This window comes from Phyllobacterium sp. RCAM01083, from assembly GCF_055685835.1.
Genome location: NZ_JBVFZN010000003.1, coordinates 262,951 through 281,593 on the forward strand (window position 1 = coordinate 262,951; position 18,643 = coordinate 281,593).

Genomic DNA, 18,643 nt, shown 5'->3' on the forward strand with positions numbered 1-18,643 from the left:
GCGGGGACTTGAACAACGAGACCATTACCGTCCTATGCTTCCCCTGGGAGCAGCTGCCGTGAGAGTAAACAATGCCATCCCAATCGTTGCTTCACCTCCATGAGATTGCAAGCTTCAAGCGCCCGGATCTGGAGTTGGCCGTTCAAAACCTCGCACGCAGCGCCTATCTCGGCGACTACACAGCGGTTGCGCGCATTCTGGGCCGCTACAAATTCTATATCGACACCCGGGACCGCGGCTTTGGATCGCACCTTCTTCTGGATGGGTACTGGGAAATCTGGCTGACACAGTTTTGTGCCCGGAACGTGCGCGATGGCATGGTCGCCGTCGATGTGGGCGCAAATTTCGGTTACTATTCGGTCCTGCTGGCGGAGCTTGTCGGTGCGTCGGGGCAGTTGCTTGCGATCGAACCCAACCCCCATGCCATGGATTTTCTCAGGCGCAGCATCGATCTCAACGGTTTTCTGCGTCGTACCCGCCTCGAACAAATCGCACTCAACGATACCAACGACAAGCTTGTCTCCCTCTACATCCCTCACAATGAGCCCAAAAACGCGGCAGTGGTGGAGCCCGGCTTCGTCGCGGATGCTGTCTCGGGATCTCTCGTCAATGTTCGCACGGCGACGCTCGATCAGCTGTGTCAGTCCTACGCGCGGGTGGACTTCATAAAAATCGATGCGGAAGGCGCGGAGGAACATATTTTTGATGCGATGCAAGAAACCATAAAACGCCATAAGCCCATGATTGTCATGGAGTTTAATGCGCTCCGGTATGCAAACAGCGTTGAGTTCATTCGCCGGTTGACGGCGGTCTACGGCACATTGCGGCACCTCGATTTCCAGGGACAGACACATGCTGTGACACTCGAACAGCTCTCTGCAAACGGCACTGGCGATGACTGGCTGCTTGTCTTGTCGGCTCATGAACCGGCATGATTGTACGATTTTGGGCTGATTTGCATTTCTGCGCCGCCCTGAAAGGAAGCCGACTTGGCAAGAACCATACTGTATGATGGTCTCAATCTATCCATGCAAAAGGGCACAGGCGTGGCCACCTATACACGTGGTCTGATTCAAACCGCGCGCCAGCTCGACTACAAGACGGGCATTGTGCATTCGGTTCGCGGCAAGCTCCCCAAAGATCCGGCCCTGCGGGAAGTCATCCTTTTCGACGATAATTCAAACAGAAAACTGGCTCCCGTTGCGCAGGCGAAACGCTGGCTGCGCCGGCAGATTGGCGCCCCGTTGGGGGCGACCCCTACCCCCATTCCCCTGACCGGCACGGTCATCGTCAAATCGCTGCAGGGAAACCTGATGGATTCAGAGTTTCTCTATGCGCACAATGATATCTTTGCGTTGGCCCGTCAGCACTTCAAGACTTTCGGGAAAAGCCTGCCGCTGTCATTCGACAAGGCTCCTGATCTTCTTCACTGCACATATCCGCTGCCGCTCAGAGCGCGCCAAGGCCTGAACATCTGCACCATTCATGACCTGGTTCCATTGCGTCTTCCCTATCTGACCGAGGACAACAAGCGATACCACTACAAGCTGCTGCGCCATCTGACCAAAACGGCCGATCACATTGTCACGGTCTCCGAAACCTCCAAGCAGGACATCATTCGCATCCTCGGGGTAGACGAGAAGCGCATCACCAATACGTATCAGGCTGTCCACGTCCCTCTGGATTTACGCGAAAAACCGGAGGGCGTTGCGGCCGATGAAATTGCCGGCATCTTCAATCTCGACTGGAAGAAATACTTTCTGTTCTTTGGCGCCTTCGAGCCCAAGAAAAACCTGTCCAGGCTGGTCGAAGCCTATCTCTCGGCCAAGGTGGATTTTCCCCTGATCATCGTCGGCGCGCCGGGCTGGAAAGGTGACCAGACACAGCTCCTCATCGACGACGAGCGGTTTCGCTTCTACACACACGTCGAAAACCGGGTTGTTCCTGGCCGCCGTATCCATCGTTTCGACTTCGTTTCCTATTCTCTTCTCATCAGTCTTGTCCGCGGTGCCCGCGCCGTGCTCTTCCCATCCCTCTATGAGGGCTTTGGTCTCCCGGTCCTCGAATCGATGCAGCTTGGCACACCGGTCCTGACATCAACGGAGGGGTCCGTCCCAGAGATTGCCGGTGATGCTGCCCTGTTGATCGATCCTTACGACACGGATTCCCTGCGCAATGCGGTCAAGGCGCTTGCCCGCGATGACGACCTCTGCAACCATCTTGCCAATCTCGGACCCAAACAGGCTGAACTTTTCTCGCCTGCGCGTTATCATCAGGCTGTCAGTTCACTGTACGACAACGTCTTCAACGGCGGGAGGTAGACAGGCCAGATGACTCTTCAGATTGCTTTGGGGATACCGGGTCTGATGTCGACCTGGGGAATCCATGCCCTGAAAGTCATAGCGGACGAAGCATTCGACGATTACAATTACGCGCCCGTGGAAACATTGGACGACATGCGCAATGCCTGGACAAGCCGGAGCAGCCAGAATGTCATCCTGTCTTCGCTCTACCCCGATGCGGCGTTGTGCGCATTTCTTTGCCGCTCCAAGACTCCCTACATCATCTTCAGCGAGAGCGCCCTGGATTCCATTGCACATCTCATCCATCAGTTCGCGAAGGAAGATATATCACTGGTTCGCTCTCTGTCAGCCAGCATTGCCTGCGTTTCGCAAATGCGCCCACACCCCTTTCTCGTTCATCTGGACCGTTCAAAAATCGGCAATGTGCGCATCCACCGCATCATCGCTCAACTGTGCCGGCAGCTCGATGTCTCGCTGACACCCGCCGGCATGGTCCGGTGCCTGGAACAATTGGGCATGGACAGCACCGGTTCAACCACAGAAACCCGGCACATTCCGACCCTTGAGGAGTCCGCCGCCAGGATCAGCCCGCACGATGTGCATCAGCCGGAAAAGGTGGAAGGGCTGTTGAAGATTGTACAGCACGCGATTGAACCGTTTGATGGTAAAATACTTAAGGGACAGGTCGCTTCTCTCACCTGGCCGCAGGAAAGCTTCCTGCTTGCCGACAAGGGAGGCGAGCCCGCGACAGGTGAAATCGACCTTGTCGGACAGGCTCGCTGCCTCGTCTATGGGCCCTACTTCCATCTTCCGGCCGGCGAGTGGAACGTCCGGTTTTTCCTGGATATTGATCAGAATATCTACGGACAGATTTTTACGATCGAAATCTACAGCGAGGACGTACTGGGTAAAATCCGCGTTCGCCCGTCCGGAACAGGGTCGTTCGCAGCGGAAACGACCTTCCGGGTTGAACGGCCTAAAATACCGATTGAAATTCGCCTCTTTACAGAAACAGGCTCCATCGAGGGCTCAATCGCGCACTGGCACGTCGAATTAAGTCCGGTCCATAGCGAGATTGGCACTCCCGAAGATTACCAGTCCGGTTCGGATCCGCAGCCCGAACAGGATGCGGTCGCAATGAAACTGGAATCCGTTAACCATCAGGACTGAAGCGATATTTCCCATTGCAATACAAAACGCGACAAACACAGACATCTGGCGACTATATTTAGATAAACCAATGTAATTAAAGTATATATCGTAATTATAATCTATGGCAATCTTCACCTCGAAGTTGGTCTTTTGAAGGTGAAAGTTATGCAGAAACTTGGTGCTATCGGTCTATTCTTTGCAGCCGCAGTTTTATCGGGCAATGCTTATGCCGCCGATGCCGTCACTGATACAGCTCCGCCGGAAGCAGTGTTCACGGCACCGGCTTTTACCTGGACGGGTTTTTATGCCGGTGTGAACGCCGGCTATGCATTTTCTGGAAATGACCGCGTTGGATTTCGCGAAGGCGGCAATTTCCTCGGCAGCATCGGCACCCTGGAGGATAACGGCTTTCTCGGCGGCGCCCAGATCGGTTACAACTATCAGATCAACAATTTCGTTCTCGGCCTGGAAGCGGATTTCCAGGGCGGCGACATCAGCGACAGCATTTCCGGTCCGCTTGGCCGCGTGAACTTCGATGCCCACTCAAAGATCGACTGGTTCGGCACCGTTCGTCCGCGCCTCGGATATGCATTTGACCGCACGATGATTTACGGAACGGGCGGCCTGGCCTACGGCAATGTCAAATACTCGATTTCCGACAGCATCGGCAACGCCGCCAGCGAGAGCAAGACCCGGGCCGGCTGGGTCGCGGGCGCCGGTATCGAACATGCCTTCACAGACCACCTCACAGCCAAACTCGAATACCAATACATCAATCTCGGCACGCATACGGTCGGGAATGACTTCATTTCGACAGACGCAACGTCTGATTTCCACAGCGTGCGCGTCGGCCTGAACTACAAGTTCTGATCCGCCCCACTCTGGGAATGCAAGCAACGAACACCGAGCTCTTAACAGAGAGGGATTTGTCATGACTTTGCTAAACGTTCAACTTGTATCCAACACCAACCAGACCATCAATTCCAGCAACGCCAGTAACGGCGACACGGTGAATTTGGGCCTGGTTTCAAACGGCATCCTCACTGTGGATGGCGTCAATGTCACGCTGACCAATGTCGCGGGTGCCGGTGTTGTCACCAGCACGACGATCAATCTCGTGAACAACGCCAATCTTACGGTCAATACGGCACTTCTCAGTGTAACGGCAGGTTCAACATTCCATTACAATATTGGCGCGGGTACCAATCTGACAATCCTCGCCGCTCCCATTGCTGCCAGCCTGTTGAACGGCACCACAATCGACTTCGCTACCGCCGGCGGCACCGGACATTTCACATACAACCCAGGAACCGTAAACCTCAATCTCAGCACTCCGCCAAGTATCATCAATGTGGACAATGGTGACAAGGTAACGGTCGTCAACGCGGCCAGCGTGCAGCTCAGCGGAAATACGCTTACATTCTACGGCCCTCTTGGTGTCTTGCAACCTCTTGCATCTTACCAGATTCCAGCAGGGGCAACCTACCAGTTCACCAGCAGTGACAACACTGTCACGTTCCTTACTCCGTGCTTCGTTCGCGGAACGCTCATCGCAACACCTGGCGGCGAAGTCGCCGTCGAATTCCTGAAGATTGGCGACATTGTTCTCACCGTGAACAATGGTGCAGTCCCGATCAAGTGGATAGGAAGCCGGAAGCTCGATCCGAAGGCCATGGATAAACCTCGCGACGAGTTACCCATTCGAATCTGCGCCGGAGCAATATCGGAAAACCAGCCGTCAAGAGATCTCTTCGTCTCTCCTGATCATTGCATGTTTATCGAAGGCTCGCTCATTCCTGCAAAACTGCTGATCAACGGCACAACAATTTTGCAGGAGATCATTCTCAGTCCAATTGATTATTTCCACGTCGAACTCGAAGAGCATGACGTGATCTGGGCGGAAGGCGCACAGGCCGAGAGCTATCTCGACCTCGGCAACAAGAGCGCATTCTTCGAACCGGGTGTTCTCCAGTTCACATCCCCAAAGGCGAAACAGGCGAAGGCTTGCTATCCCTTGGCTTACTGGGGCCCCGCCGTTGATCAAGCACGCGCATTGATCGCCGAACGTGAAACCGCCCTTGGCTACACCACGGATGAAGCAAAAGCGTCTTGATATAAAAACATAAACACAGATTGCAGCGACATATGTCGCTGCAATCTGTAATATTAACCACGCACGACAATAATATACTTTAGATATATAATATACTTCATTTACAACTCTATTTTTCAGCATGAAGTAAACTTCAAATGCACTTGGAGAGCAGTGAATGCGCAGTGAATTATTTACTTCACCTTATTCGCTCGATGTAGATATAGACGATATGAGAGGTTTGCTTGCCAGGTTTGCAGGCAAGCGCATTTTCTTTGATGGCGTGTTCAAGGGTGACTACAGCCTGGCCATCGTCAATCGTTTCCTGGCACAAGCACTGATTGCATCAGGCGTTGAAATCGTCTGCTACACGCACGAATCCGATTGGCAAACCGATTCCCGCCTGAATGCCATGCCGGACGTCAAACGCCGGCTGCTTGCCCATTATCCGGCTGGCGAAACATTCGATATTCACGTGCGCAATACCTGGCCGCCGGCGACCCATGACATGCTTGGACGCTTCAATGCCTATGTCAATTTTGCCTGGGAAGAGCTGGAAGTACCGCAATATCTTGTCTCGCGTTTCAACCGCGATCTCGATCTCTTGATGGTAACGTCCAATTTCGTCAAACAAGCCTTCGTACAATCCGGATTGACCATTCCTGTCGAAGTTGTCGGCAACGGGACGGACCATATCCAGGCCCATGCGGGACTTGCCGCGGAATCGCCGCTGCCGCCGCATGGCAAGGCACGGATTCTGCACGTGTCATCCTGCTTCCCGCGCAAGGGCGTGGATGCGCTTGTCGAGGCCTACGCCAGGACATTCAAACACGATGAGCCCGTTGAGCTCGTCATCAAAACCTTTCCCAATCCGGACAATATCCTCAAATCCGTCATGGCCCGCTTCGAAGAGCAGCTGAAACAGGCGCCACCCATCATTCTGATCGAAGATTATTGCGATCCCGAGCAATTGCTTGCGCTGTACCGGACCGCATCGCTTGTCGTTGCGCCAAGCAGGGGCGAAGGGTTCGGCCTGCCCCTGGCGGAGGCAATGCGCCTGGGGATCCCCGTCGTAACCACCGGCTACAGCGGCCAGGTGGATTTCTGCACCGCTTCCACCGCATGGCTGGTCGACTATCACATGGCACCGTCGCTGGCCCATGTATCGGGTTCGTTGAGCTTGTGGGCTGAGCCTTCCACCCTGCATCTTGGCGCGCAAATGCGCGCAGCGCTCGACAATGAGGAGGAGGCACGCATGCGCAGCAAAAATGCGCAACGTTTTCTGGACGCGCATACCGGATGGAATTCGGTGGCTGCCAGGGTTCTTGCGGCCATCGCCAAACCGGTAAAACTGATCGTCTCCCCCAAGCGGCCGTGGACTGTCGACCTCGTTTCGTCGTGGCAACAGCAGTGTGGCCTTGCGACCTATGCCGGGCACCTGTTTTCCACCCCGGCACTGGCCGGCCGTTTCTCCCATATCTATGCGCGCCGCATTCTCGATGATGCCCTGCCGGACAGCGCAGCCGCCAGGACCGCCGAAACTGCGGATATCACATCGCGGCCGTGGGGCTATGATCTTACCTCGCTCATGCGGTTCATCGCGGAAATCGAGGAGGCAAAGGGCGACGTCCTGTGGATGCAGCATCATCCCGGCCATTTCTCAACATCAGACATGGAACTGCTGTTGAAAACCCTGCTGCAGATCAACCACAAGCTGCGCGTCATAACCATGCACAGCGTGAAGGAAACGCTGCGCGGCGGCAATCTGGACTGGACGAAGAGCTTCGATATCGTGTTTGTCCATTCGGCAGAGGACGCGGGGCTCCTGGCCAAGGCGGGACATCCCAACGCCATTGTTGTTCCCCACGGAGTGCGTGAGGCGACGGGCGGGGGCGCGCAACCCGATCCATCCGCATTCACCATCGGTTCGTTCGGCTTTTTGATGCCGCACAAGAACATCGACGTCCTGGTGCAGGGATTTGCAAAGGCGCGGCTTTTCGAACCGCGATTGCGCCTCAAACTGCTCAATTGCATGGTTCCGAATGATGAATCCAGGGCATCCCGGGTGCTGATCGAGAATCTTCTGACACACTTTGACCTGCATGACGTTGCAACAGCCCGCTTTGATTTCATCGACGAGAATGAGCTGAGCGACGAGCTGGCCCAATGCAACCTTCTGGCCTTTCTCTATGGCGCCTCGACGGAGACGGCGACCGGCGCCGCGCGGATCGCCATGACGGCGGATCGCCCCCTCCTATGCTCCCGTTCATCGGTGTTGCGGGACATGTGGCCCATCAGCCATGTCGTGCGCTCGGTGGATGTGGATTGCGTTGCCGAAGCTCTGGTCAGTCTCGCCCAGAACCCGGACCTTCTGGGTTTTCGCGACGCCGACCGCCGGCAGGCGGCGGAATGGAACTCCTATCCGCGCGTGGCTGCGCGGCACGTTGTGATGATCGAACAGATGTTGGGACGCAAACATGACAATCGCCGAGCTGCATAAGATACCGCTGCAAGCCCTGCCCAAGGATGTCTTTTCCTTGCCGGCCGACGCATTCGTCGACGCCTGGGCCACCGCCTTCAACCTGGCAGAAACGGATCTGAGCGCGGACGACCGGCATGATCTGGCGCAGGCCATTCGCAATGGAACCAACAGAATGAAAGTCATCGACGCCCTTCGGTCCGTTGCCCCCGAGACCACCGAGAAGATTGGCGACTTCTCGGCACAGGTCATACGGCGACCCGCCGATCAGTTCGCGCTGCTTGAAAATTTTGCCCGTTTTGCACCTGACAGCGACGTGGCATTTCTGCGGTACGGTTTTTCCAAGATTCTCGGGCGCGAGCCCACCGACAAGGAACGGCTCGCATTCGAGTTCGACCTGCGGCGGGGCACGATGGCGCGCGAGGAGGTCGTCAAGACGATCGTTGGAATTGCCCGCCGTGAAGGCCGGGTGTCGCTTTGGGATACGCTGGCGGAACCGGGCCATGCGCAAGGTGTGCAGGACGACAGCAGTGCCGCGCGGAGCATGCCGGCTGGCCTCTCCTATGATTTGAATGGTCAGGAGACGCTGATTTTCGTGCGCGAGGTTCCGGGGTCCGGCTGGATGATCGGGCCGGACCTGTTGCGCCAGCCGGTCAACGTTGTCGACAATGGATGGAAGGTCAGCCCTGGCTGGCTGCTCGTCGGGCCGAAGCGCAGCTTTCAGACGGGGTCGTGGCGTATCCAGATCGATCTGGTGCAGGAAATGAATGCCAAGCTGGCCATACAGCTGGTTGCCAATTCCGGCCTCGATATTCTTCAGGAAGTGACGATAGCAGGCTCTTTCACCGGCAATCTTTCAACCGATATCCGTGCCGAACACCGCTTCGTTGAACTGCGTGTAAAGATTGTCGATACACACAGCGAGACGTCGTGGGTACGGCTGCGCGATATATCGATGGTTCGCGAGGCACAGTCATGATCCGCCTGCCATTCTCGGGGCAAACGGCCAGACGCCAGCCGAAACCGGCAGACAACGGTGCTGCGGTTGAGACACAGCTGTCCGCCGGAGCACAGGCGGATGCCGCCCGCAATCGCGGTGACTGGCAAAGCGCAGTCACCTTTTACCGGCGCGCCATTGCCGATAGCCCGGCACGCACGGATTTGCTTGTGCAGCTTGGCCACGCCGAAAAGGAACTCGGGAACTACGACCGCGCAGAAACGGCCTACCGCAAATATCAGGGCCTGCATCCCCGCAATGTCGATATTCACGTTCAGCTCGGCCACCTCTTCAACCGCAAGGGTGACTTGAAGGCGGCGTTCACCTGGTATGAAAAAGCCCTTCAGCTTGCGCCCGATGACCGGGAAATCGCCCGCCACGTCAATATCGCGCGCAACGGTTCCAGCCGCCCCGGCCTCGACCAGAGCCGCCGTGATGCCATGCGGCTCGTGGAGGAAAACAAATGGTCACAGGCCCGCGCCGCCCTGCGTGCACTGGTCGTCGACAATGGCCAGACCGACATGATTGCCGTCTTCGCCAATGTCACGAAGGAAGACGGAGATTTCGACGCGGCGCTGAAGCTCTATGGCCAGTACCGCGATTATGCCAATGCCTTCAACCCTGACAGCCTGGAAGATGTGGAGGTTCAGCTCGGGCATCTGCACAAGATTGCCGGCGACTATCGAACAGCGCTCACCCACTACATCAGGGCGCGGAACCATCACTTCAAACGTTCCGGCTACGTTGACGCAACCTCATCGCATGAGCGCGAAATTCAAGCCTGCATCAGCGAGATATACACCTGCTTCTCCGCGTGAACGATGGCAGGCGGTTCAGCCCAATACACCCTAGTTGCTGTGATCCCGGATTGCGGTGAGCAGCAGCCAGGCGAGCAGATAGCCGATGGACGTCACCAGCAGAACAATCGTGATGTTCCGTATGGCTGTCGGCAGTTCCGCCTTGTCAGGACGATTGGCAGGCACGACAACCTCCAGATAAAGCTGCTGCCGCCTGGCATCCGCCCTTGCTGTCTTCAGCGAATCGAGCGCGGACAGGAGTGCCTTGTTGGAAAATTCCCGCTGCAGGATCAGCCCTTCATAATCCGCAATTCTGGGGGCGATGGAGCTGTCCGTTCCCGCAACTTTTTGCTGCTCGAGTTTCAGTTGCTCTTCCAGGGCGCTGATACGGCTGGTGATGAAAGGGATCGAACTGGAATCCGGCGCCGTTTCCCGCGTCTCGGCAAGACTGGCCCGCGAAGCGGCCAGCTCGGCGCTCAGCCGGCTCATCAGTTCAACCAGCGATACGGAGTTCTGCCCCGGATCGATCATCAATTCCCTGTTGCGGAAAAGCGTGATCGCCTTCTGCGCATCGATCATGCGCTGCTCGGCATTGCCCACCTCGGTGGTGGCGAAGCGAATGGCATCGCCGCGCGCCCGCTCATTCATTTTCAGAAGCCGCTCGCTGCCGAGTTCAAGCAGCTTCTGGTTCATCTCATAGGCATCGTCCGGCCGGAACGCCGACGTCCTGAGAACGGTGATGCCGGTTGTATCGTTGTGAATGACCTGCACCCGCTGCGAGAAATACCGGTAGAGCTCTTCGAACAGGCCGGTTTGCCACGGTGCCGGGAAGCGCGCAAAAACATCCGCCTCCGGACGATCGAAATAGGTGCGGATGGGCAGGTCGTCACTCATCCGCTGCAAGGCGTCCCGCGACCGGATATATTCCTGTGCGGAGAATGTGTCGTCCTGGGATCGGGTAATGCCGCTGTTCTGCAGCAGGTTGCCGAAACTTGACGACGAGGGTGGTGCCGAGACACGCACGACAAAGGACGATTGCGAAACATAAATCGGCGCCGCGATAAATGCGTAGTAGACGCTGACCAACAGAACGGGAAGCACGATGACAACCAAGGGCAGCCGTATCTGCCAGAGCCTGGCAAACATGCCCCATTTTCTTCCCCTCGAGGACGGAACAAAAGAATTATGCGCCAGACTATTTATGATTTTAATCCTTTGCAGCAGCGAAATTGAATATTGCACGCCTCATTTCATTCAAACTGAAACAAAAAGAGTATATGTCTAAAATATATGGCTTGTGAAGTATTTAGATCGCTCTTGCACCGATGAAAATAACGTATAAAGTTTCATTTGACGCTCAGTGGATACAACTTGAAGAAGACATTCAATGAAAGCTGTCTTGCCTCAATACAACACGAGATCCCGCTTTTTTACTGGTCTGCGCGCGCAGGGGCGTGTTTTGGGCGCATTGGTCATGCGGGAGATGATAACCCGCTATGGACGCGAAAATATCGGCTTCCTCTGGCTGATACTTGAACCGATGATTCTGACATGCGGCGTCATGTTGATGTGGACCCTGATGCGTCATGAAGCGCACGGGCTGACAGTCATTGCCTTCGTTCTGAGCGGCTATATGCCCCTGACCCTGTGGCGGCACGTTTCGTCCTACATGGTGAGCTGCATCCGTCAAAATCTGCCTTTGATGTACCACCGGCAGATCGGCCTGGCCGATGCGCTGATGTCCCGGGCTTTGCTGGAGATCGGCGGAACCACTTTCGCCCTGCTGGTTGTCTATCACGGCGCCTATCTGGCAGGATTTATCGAACCGTTTGCCGATCTTGGCCTCGTCCTGGCCGGCTGGCTGTTCATGGCATGGTTTGCCTTTTCCGTCGGGCTCGTTCTGGCAGCGCTGGCGGAAATATTTGAGGTTGTTGAAAAGCTGGTCGCGCCGCTTCAGTATCTGATGCTGCCTATCTCCGGCATGTTCTTCATGGTGTCCTGGCTGCCCCACGAAGCCCAGAAACTGGCGCTCTACGTGCCGACAGTGCATTGTTACGAGATGTTCCGGGCCGGTACCTTCGGCAATACGATCAAGCCCTTTTATGATGTCTCATACGTTTTTTCGGCTTGTCTGCTCACAAATGCCGTGGGCTTTTACCTCATTGAACGCGTCAAAGGACACGTCAAGTTTGAATGAGAGCAGAGGCTGCCGTTTACCAAACACTCGGACCAGCAACAGCGGAGGATCCCATGCGCGATACAAATGAAGATTGGGAAAAACTGGCGCAAGACAATGCCTATTGGGCGGTTCTGACCGAGGACGAATTCAAATCAAAGAAACTGACCAAAAAACATCTGCAGACGTTTTTTGCGAGGGGCCGCGCCGATATCGCTAATCTCAGGGCGAAGATCAAAAGTCTTATTCCCGGTTTTTCGACGCCAACGGAATCCGTCATCGATTTTGGCTGCGGCGTCGGGCGGCTGCTCATTCCATTGGCCGAGCAGGCAAAAAACGCCATCGGCATCGATATATCGGAGACCATGCGCTCCATCACCCTGCAGAACGTTGCCCGTCATGGCCTTGATAACGTCCGATGTGTTGAAAGTGCTGAAACGCTCGTCAAGGAAGGCGTCAAAGTCGATTGGCTGAACAGTTACATCGTGTTGCAGCACATCGAGCCGCGTCGCGGCTATTTCATCATCAACGATCTGTTGCAATGTGTGAAAAGCGGGGGGATCGCCTCATTGCATATCCCGCTGTTCAAGACGGCGAACAAGGCCGAGTATTACAATGACCGGGTCATGTATTTTCGCAACGACTACTACAAGAACGAAACAGTCTTTGTTGACCGGGATAATTACAGCCATCCGGACATACAGATGTATGACTATGATGCGAATACGGTTTTGGCTCTGTTCCACAAGAACCAGATGACGAATGTCCATCTTCTCCACGATCAGTCGGCAACGGGTATTCACGCCTATTACTTCATCGCCAGGCGCGATTGAACGACCGCCTGCACAATCTATAGCGAAGCGTAAATACTGAACGCAAACTTGACGTCGTCGAAGACCCGGCCCCTTCCGCTTTTCAGGACAAGCGCCGATTTGCACTGGTCGGCGATGATATCAAGGGTATGGCCAACGATAATCATCGCGCGATCCCTGCGCTTCACAAACAGCTCGTCAAATGACCGGCGCTGAAAGCGCTGGTCGCCGACGGCAATGACTTCATCGATCAGGTAGCAGTCGAAATCGATCGCAAGGGACAGACCGAACGAGAGGCGCGCGCGCATCCCGGAGGAATAGGTTTTGATCGGCATCTGCAGATATTTGCCGAGATCGCTGAAGGTCTCGACGCTGTCGCGTATCTCATCGAGCGGTCTGTCATAGATGCGTGACAGAAACCGCATGCAGTCATATCCGGTCATCGATCCGCCAAAACCACCGCTCAAGGCGATGGGCCATGAAAGCGACATGGACCGTACGACCCGGCCGGCCGTTGGTTTTTCAATACCCGCAATCAACCGGACCAGCGTGGATTTGCCCGCACCATTGTGGCCGAGTATCGCGATCTTCTCCCCGGGGCGCACTTCGAAAGTGATATCGTCAAGCACGCGCCGGGTTCCGCCATGGACCGGATACTCCTTGACCAGGTTATACACGCCGATGGTGCCGTCTTTCGGCAATCCGTCGGGTGACGGGATATTGGCGGTGAATGCAGGCGGAGCACCACCGGGATGGCTGAACGTCAGTGTATCCGAATTGCTCATGTCTCTGCGTGCTCGTAAATCTGGTTGAGCATGAAACGGACGATCCAGAATGCGGCAAAGCACATCACGAAGGTCAGCAGGATCGACCACAGACGCCTTGGATACAAGGCATGGTCAGGGCGGTTGGGATTGACGATCCGCTCGAGATAAAGCTGCTGCCGTTGCGCCTCGATCTTTGCATTCTCGAGCGATGTCGATGACGATTCCAGCATCCGCATGCCGAGTTCGCGCTGCAGGAGCAGTTGCTCATACTGGGCGATCAATGGCGCCATGGAAGCATCCCCGCCAACGACCCGGGCCCGCTCCATGCTGATCTGCGTCTCCATTGCATCGATGCTGCTGCGAAGCGACTGAATCCGCGGGCTTTGCGGCGCCTGCTGGATCAGCGCCGTATATTGGGCCTTGTTCTTCGCCACCTCATCCGACAACTTCGCAATCATGTCGAGCATGACCGCCGACTGCTTGCCGGGGTCGATCATGGCAACCTTGTTGCGGAATTCCGTCAGCGACTTCTGCACCTCCGCCATCCGGTTTTCGCTGTCGGCAACCTCGAGCTTGGCGTAGCGTATGGCGTCCTGGCGCGCCCGCTCATTGAGCTGGTTGATCAGAGCTTCTGCGCCGTCGAGCAGCGCTTCCGTCAGCCTCTGCGCGTCCTCAGGCCGTGCCGCGCGCACTTCAAGGGTGGTGATACCGCCGCCCGAATCCGTGCCGACTTTCATGATTTTGAGATAGTGCTTGTAAAGCGCCTCTTCCGTCGCATCGCCCCAGATGCGGGGAAAGCGCGTCAGAAAATCGATGTCGGGCCGGGACAGTATCGCGCGCAGATCGGTTTTCGCTTCAAGTGTCGCAACGGCGGCGCGCGATTCAATATATTCCATCACCACATAGCTGTCGTCCTGGGCGCGAACGAAGCCTGTACTCTGCAAAAATCCGCTGAGCAGGCCCGCTGCGTTTCTGTTTGGGCTGCGCACCACAAAGCGCGTTTCCGATACATATTGGGGCGAGGCAATGACCCCGTAATACACCGTGGCAAGCGTCGTCGGGAGAATGACCATCAGGATAAGCAGCACATGCCGGCGCAACAGCGCCATCAGGCGTATCGTCCAATGGTCTTTGCGCGCTTTCTCAGCTTCTGACTGGCTGAGATCAACCAGCGTCAGGTAGTCGATGAATTCGTCGTTGGGACTAAGCCGCGTCATGCCAAGAAGCGCCCGGTTGTTGCGGCATCGGGTTCAGAATGTTTGCCGGATAATGCCAAACTCATATTCATCTCCGCCAGCGGCCTGATGCCATCCACTACAACGCCAAGATATAATGAAACTAAATATTCTGCAATTACAACTGAATATAACTATTGATATAATCAAATATGATAAAATACAAATGTTCACCAGCAACAATGAAAAGACAAATACATATCTTATTGTCGTAAATATACTTGTTCTGGCGGAATTAGTATAGCGCCGCAAAAATCCGAATGAAATAACTACCTGAAATTGCGTTTGTTTTGGGTTCTGCTGACATAACGTCAAGTCAGAACCGATTGCGAAGGGGCTTGACGACCTGTGGAGGAGAAATCCGGGCAATCTGGCACAATCGTTCCTTTTCCGATCCGCGGACGGGCAAACCGTTGCATCTCCTCGCAAAAGCCTCTTGTCCTGTTGCTTCAGGGCCCCGTGGGCCCATTCTTTCGCATCCTCTCCAGCACATTCGAAACACAGGGCTTTGATGTCCTCAAGATCAACTTCAACGGTGGAGACTGGTTGTTTTCGCATGGTCCCGGCACGCTCAACTTCTGCGGTTCCATGGATGCCTGGTCAGATTGGCTGGACGCGTTCATACGCAGCAGGCGGCCGGAGGCGATCATCCTGTTCGGCGACAGCCGGCCCTACCACCGCCAGGCGATCATGGTTGCGCTGCGCGCCGGCGTGCCCGTCTCCTGCTTTGAGGAAGGCTATATCCGCCCCAATTTCATTACCTGCGAATGGGATGGCAACAATGCGCTGTCGCCCCTTCGCAGGCCCCAGCCGGCGCGGTCTGCATCGTCGACGCTCCCGATAGAACCGGTCAAGGGCAACCTTTTCCGCGCCATGACCCTGTTTGCCGTCCGCTACTACCTGGCAAAGACGGCTGGCGCCGTGTTCTTTCGCGGCAACGTCCATCATCGCAGCCGCGGTATTCTGTCGGAAGCTGTTCTCTGGACGCGGAATTTCTACCGGAAAATACGCCACTATCCCGCGAACAACGCCATGATGCTCAATCTGATCGAGAATCTGGAGAACCAGTATTTCGTCATTGCATTGCAGGTGCACGACGACCAGCAGCTGCTGCGGCATGGCCGCGGCTGGACAATGGAAAAGCTCATCACCGAAAGCATCCGCTCATTCCGGCGGCATGCCGCGCCGGCGCACCATCTGGTGATCAAGGTGCATCCGATGGACCGCGGCCACAAGAGCTACCGGCCATTTGCCATGGAACTGGCACGGATCGCCGGCTGCGCGGAGCGGGTCCATGTCGTCGATGATGGCTCCATCGGCTTGCTGATACGGCACTCCCTGGGGCTGATAACGGTCAACAGCACCTCGGGACTGCTGGCCCTGAACCACGGCAAACCCGTGCTTTCCCTCGGCGAAGCAATCTACAACAAGCGCGATCTGGTTTGGGGCCGCCGACATGGCGGCGAGCCGGGTGACACCGCTGGAATGGATGGCTTCTGGACATCGCCGGTTCCGCCGCGCCGCGACGCCGTCAAGGCATTCAATGCGCGCATGCACGAGGAAAGCCTCGTCAACGGCAGTTTCTACCTGCGCAACCTGACCGAAGCCACAAGCAAACGTGTCGTGCAACGCATCCAGCGGGACCTGAAGATGATTGCGGTCAATATTCCCGCGCTGTCGCCCGACATTCCGAACGGAACGCCATGAGTTTCGCCCGATCACTCCCCCTTCAGGCAACAGGCCCGGCAAACGCCGGCGCGGCGGCCATTGGAGCGGCAGAGCAGGCGAATTGGCTGCCGCCGCAGGGCGCCGCGCTGCTGGCATTTCTGCCGACGAGGCTGCGGTTTCCCCTCATTGGACCAGCGCTCGGCGCCACCGCGATAAGGTCGGCGGAAATGGCCTGGAACCGCGCCGACGGTGTTGTCGGCTGGGGTGAGAAGCCGCTTGCCCGCCTGGGAAAGGGGTTGGCCGCCATGCGCGGCATTCCCTATTGGTCGCTGGAAGACGGCTTTCTCCGGTCGGTTGGCCTTGGCAAGGCGGGGGCGCCGCCGGTTTCGATGGTGGCGGACGATCTCGGTATCTATTTCAATGCCGCCCGGCCATCGCGCCTGGAAGAATTGCTGCAGTGGGGCGCCGACAAGCCGGACCTCGCCCGCGCCCGCACGCTGCGCGCCATGATCGCTGAACACCGGCTGACGAAGTACAATCATTTTCCGGACCGGCCAGTCGCCCTGCCCGCAGCCCATGGCCGGCGGATCCTGCTCATCGATCAGGTGGCCGGCGATCATTCGGTGAGGGGAGCGGGTGCCGGCGAACACACGTTCCGGCATATGGCCAATGAAGCCTGCGCCGTGCCCGGGGCAACGGTGCTGGTCAAAAGCCATCCGGATAGTGTTGCCGGTTATGCCAGGGGGTATCTCAGCCATCTCGCGGGAAGGCCCAATATCCGCTTTATCGATGAGAACGTATCGCCGCATGCCTTGCTCGATGTCGTCGATGAAGTCTGGACGGTATCCAGCCAGTTCGGTTTCGACGCGCTGTTGCGGTCAATCCCCGTCACGACGTTTGGCGTTCCGTTTTATGCCGGCTGGGGTCTGACACGGGACTGGGCCGACGGCCCGGTTGCCAATGCCGCTTTGAACCGCCGCACACACCGGGTGAGCCTCGATGCTTTTGTCGCGGCAACATTGCTTCAGTACGCCCTCTATGTCGACCCCGTGACAAAGCGGCAAACGACAGCCGAAAAGGCCATCGACCGGCTTGTCGCCTGGCGGCACCACGCGCTGGAACGGCGCGGCAACTATCTCTGCGCCGGCTTCTCGCGCCATAAGCGGCCGACAATCCGGCGTCTGCTGCAGGGACCCTGGTCCAGCGTCAGTTTCTGCGGTGAGGTGCCGACGAAAAAACAGCTGGCACAGGCGGACTGTCTCGTGCGCTGGGGTCAGAATGCCGACGAACCCCATCGGGGGAATGTCCTCTCCGCACCGTTGCCGGTTCTGCGCATCGAAGATGGTTTCATCCGGTCTGCGGGGCTCGGCGCCAACCTGACACCCGCCTCCTCGCTTTGTATCGACCGGGAGGCGCTCTACTACGATGCCACCCGCGAAAGCGGTCTGGAGAGGCTGCTGCGCACGGTATCGTTCGACCCGCTGCTGCTCGCCCGAGCAGCCCGCCTGCGCCAGCGGATCATTCAACACGGGATCAGCAAATACAATCTCGACGTCACCCCATCGCCCGACTACCGCACGCTCGCCGCCGGCCGCCGCATCGTCACCGTTGCCGGACAGGTGCCGGACGATGCCTCCCTGCGGCTTGGCCTCACCGGCGGCATCTCGAACTTCCAATTGCTGCAGATGGTGCGCACGCGCCGCCCGGATGCCTTCGTGGTGTACAAGGAACATCCCGATCTGCTGGCGGGAAAGCGGCAGTGCCTTTGCGATGCCGCCGCACTTGGCAAGCTGGCCGACCTTGCCGTCGGCAATGTCGCGCTCGACACCCTGCTTGATGCGAGTGACGAGGTGCATGTCGCCACGTCGCAGCTGGGCTTCGAAGCCCTGATCCGGCAACGGCCGGTCTGGTGCTACGGATTGCCGTTTTATGCGGGCTGGGGCCTGACCCATGACGCCGTCACGCCGCTTCGCCCGCGCCGCACGCTGCCGCTCGACGCGCTCATGGCAGGCGTTCTCATTCTCTATCCCCGCTATCTCTCCGGGAACACCGGTCTGCCCTGCGAGGTGGAAGACGTTATCGATGAAATTCACGCAACGCGACACAACAAGACCGGCCTGCTGCGCCGGTCATTACGCCGGATTGGGTGGGTACGATGAATGCAA

The 18,643-nt window shown here is 56.9% G+C and carries 15 protein-coding genes; 12 read left to right on the top strand and 3 right to left on the bottom strand.

Translation table 11 applies throughout. From position 1 onward, the window contains the following. Positions 1 to 71 precede the first annotated feature (71 nt). The 8 genes from ACZ25R_RS02795 to ACZ25R_RS02830 all read left to right on the top strand — a co-directional run bounded on the left by ACZ25R_RS02795 (position 72) and on the right by ACZ25R_RS02830 (position 9,841). Positions 72 to 935 (top strand): FkbM family methyltransferase, encoded by an 864-nt coding sequence (locus tag ACZ25R_RS02795; protein WP_472459969.1) that lies wholly within the window; start codon positions 72 to 74, stop codon positions 933 to 935. Positions 936 to 989: 54 nt separating this feature from the next. Then, entirely contained in the window at positions 990 to 2,321 is a 1,332-nt protein-coding gene (locus tag ACZ25R_RS02800; protein WP_472459970.1) for a glycosyltransferase family 4 protein, read from the top strand. Positions 2,322 to 2,330: 9 nt separating this feature from the next. Then, a complete protein-coding gene (locus ACZ25R_RS02805; protein WP_472459971.1) occupies positions 2,331 to 3,473 on the top strand; it encodes a hypothetical protein in 1,143 nt (380 codons plus the stop codon). Between the two features lie 147 nt (positions 3,474 to 3,620). Further along, entirely contained in the window at positions 3,621 to 4,325 is a 705-nt protein-coding gene (locus ACZ25R_RS02810) for an outer membrane protein (protein WP_464664493.1), read from the top strand. 61 nt (positions 4,326 to 4,386) lie between these two features. Next, positions 4,387 to 5,568, top strand: a complete 1,182-nt coding sequence (locus ACZ25R_RS02815; RefSeq protein WP_472459972.1) for a Hint domain-containing protein — start codon at positions 4,387 to 4,389, stop codon at positions 5,566 to 5,568. Between the two features lie 211 nt (positions 5,569 to 5,779). Then, on the top strand, positions 5,780 to 8,047 hold the full coding sequence (locus ACZ25R_RS02820) for a glycosyltransferase family 4 protein (protein WP_472459973.1): 2,268 nt from the start codon (positions 5,780 to 5,782) through the stop codon (positions 8,045 to 8,047). After that, positions 8,025 to 9,005, top strand: coding sequence for a hypothetical protein (locus ACZ25R_RS02825; protein WP_472459974.1), 981 nt, complete (start codon positions 8,025 to 8,027; stop codon positions 9,003 to 9,005). The genes ACZ25R_RS02820 and ACZ25R_RS02825 overlap by 23 nt, the downstream gene beginning before the upstream one ends. Then, on the top strand, positions 9,002 to 9,841 hold the full coding sequence (locus ACZ25R_RS02830) for a tetratricopeptide repeat protein (protein WP_472459975.1): 840 nt from the start codon (positions 9,002 to 9,004) through the stop codon (positions 9,839 to 9,841). The genes ACZ25R_RS02825 and ACZ25R_RS02830 overlap by 4 nt, the downstream gene beginning before the upstream one ends. Positions 9,842 to 9,871: 30 nt before the next feature. Here the strand turns inward: ACZ25R_RS02830 and ACZ25R_RS02835 are convergent, their stop codons facing one another. After that, entirely contained in the window at positions 9,872 to 10,966 is a 1,095-nt protein-coding gene (locus ACZ25R_RS02835; protein ID WP_464664488.1) for a KpsE/RkpR family capsule polysaccharide export protein, read from the bottom strand. A 241-nt stretch (positions 10,967 to 11,207) separates the two neighbouring features. Here ACZ25R_RS02835 and ACZ25R_RS02840 point away from each other — a divergent pair, with 241 nt between their 5' ends. Together ACZ25R_RS02840 and ACZ25R_RS02845 are read left to right on the top strand one after the other, a co-directional pair. Further along, positions 11,208 to 12,017 (top strand): ABC transporter permease, encoded by an 810-nt coding sequence (locus tag ACZ25R_RS02840; protein WP_472459976.1) that lies wholly within the window; start codon positions 11,208 to 11,210, stop codon positions 12,015 to 12,017. A gap of 53 nt (positions 12,018 to 12,070) precedes the next feature. Continuing rightward, a complete protein-coding gene (locus ACZ25R_RS02845) occupies positions 12,071 to 12,829 on the top strand; it encodes a class I SAM-dependent methyltransferase (protein ID WP_472459977.1) in 759 nt (252 codons plus the stop codon). Between the two features lie 17 nt (positions 12,830 to 12,846). Here the strand turns inward: ACZ25R_RS02845 and ACZ25R_RS02850 are convergent, their stop codons facing one another. Both ACZ25R_RS02850 and ACZ25R_RS02855 read right to left on the bottom strand, forming a co-directional pair. Then, complete coding sequence (locus tag ACZ25R_RS02850; RefSeq protein ID WP_472459978.1) at positions 12,847 to 13,593, bottom strand: ABC transporter ATP-binding protein; 747 nt, start codon at positions 13,591 to 13,593, stop codon at positions 12,847 to 12,849. After that, positions 13,590 to 14,792 carry a KpsE/RkpR family capsule polysaccharide export protein gene (locus ACZ25R_RS02855; protein ID WP_472459979.1) on the bottom strand — a complete coding sequence of 401 codons (1,203 nt, stop codon included), beginning with the start codon at positions 14,790 to 14,792 and terminating at the stop codon, positions 13,590 to 13,592. Before ACZ25R_RS02855 ends, ACZ25R_RS02850 begins: the two co-directional genes overlap by 4 nt. Before the next feature lie 477 nt (positions 14,793 to 15,269). On the opposite strand from ACZ25R_RS02855, the gene ACZ25R_RS02860 reads away from it, so the two are divergent. Then, complete coding sequence (locus ACZ25R_RS02860; RefSeq protein ID WP_472459980.1) at positions 15,270 to 16,517, top strand: capsular polysaccharide export protein, LipB/KpsS family; 1,248 nt, start codon at positions 15,270 to 15,272, stop codon at positions 16,515 to 16,517. Further along, on the top strand, positions 16,514 to 18,637 hold the full coding sequence (locus ACZ25R_RS02865) for a capsular polysaccharide biosynthesis protein (protein ID WP_472459981.1): 2,124 nt from the start codon (positions 16,514 to 16,516) through the stop codon (positions 18,635 to 18,637). Before ACZ25R_RS02860 ends, ACZ25R_RS02865 begins: the two co-directional genes overlap by 4 nt. Positions 18,638 to 18,643: the final 6 nt, after the last annotated feature.

What these genes read in the sequence shown, in the direction of transcription:
- ACZ25R_RS02795 (WP_472459969.1), top strand. Translation starts at nt 72, where the DNA reads ATGCCATCCCAATCGTTGCTTCACCTCCATGAGATTGCAAGCTTCAAG.
- ACZ25R_RS02805 (WP_472459971.1), top strand. Translation starts at nt 2,331, where the DNA reads ATGACTCTTCAGATTGCTTTGGGGATACCGGGTCTGATGTCGACCTGG.
- ACZ25R_RS02810 (WP_464664493.1), top strand. Translation starts at nt 3,621, where the DNA reads ATGCAGAAACTTGGTGCTATCGGTCTATTCTTTGCAGCCGCAGTTTTA.
- ACZ25R_RS02815 (WP_472459972.1), top strand. Translation starts at nt 4,387, where the DNA reads ATGACTTTGCTAAACGTTCAACTTGTATCCAACACCAACCAGACCATC.
- ACZ25R_RS02820 (WP_472459973.1), top strand. Translation starts at nt 5,780, where the DNA reads ATGAGAGGTTTGCTTGCCAGGTTTGCAGGCAAGCGCATTTTCTTTGAT.
- ACZ25R_RS02825 (WP_472459974.1), top strand. Translation starts at nt 8,025, where the DNA reads ATGACAATCGCCGAGCTGCATAAGATACCGCTGCAAGCCCTGCCCAAG.
- ACZ25R_RS02830 (WP_472459975.1), top strand. Translation starts at nt 9,002, where the DNA reads ATGATCCGCCTGCCATTCTCGGGGCAAACGGCCAGACGCCAGCCGAAA.
- ACZ25R_RS02835 (WP_464664488.1), bottom strand. Translation starts at nt 10,966, where the DNA reads ATGTTTGCCAGGCTCTGGCAGATACGGCTGCCCTTGGTTGTCATCGTG.
- ACZ25R_RS02840 (WP_472459976.1), top strand. Translation starts at nt 11,208, where the DNA reads ATGAAAGCTGTCTTGCCTCAATACAACACGAGATCCCGCTTTTTTACT.
- ACZ25R_RS02845 (WP_472459977.1), top strand. Translation starts at nt 12,071, where the DNA reads ATGCGCGATACAAATGAAGATTGGGAAAAACTGGCGCAAGACAATGCC.
- ACZ25R_RS02850 (WP_472459978.1), bottom strand. Translation starts at nt 13,593, where the DNA reads ATGAGCAATTCGGATACACTGACGTTCAGCCATCCCGGTGGTGCTCCG.
- ACZ25R_RS02855 (WP_472459979.1), bottom strand. Translation starts at nt 14,792, where the DNA reads ATGACGCGGCTTAGTCCCAACGACGAATTCATCGACTACCTGACGCTG.
- ACZ25R_RS02865 (WP_472459981.1), top strand. Translation starts at nt 16,514, where the DNA reads ATGAGTTTCGCCCGATCACTCCCCCTTCAGGCAACAGGCCCGGCAAAC.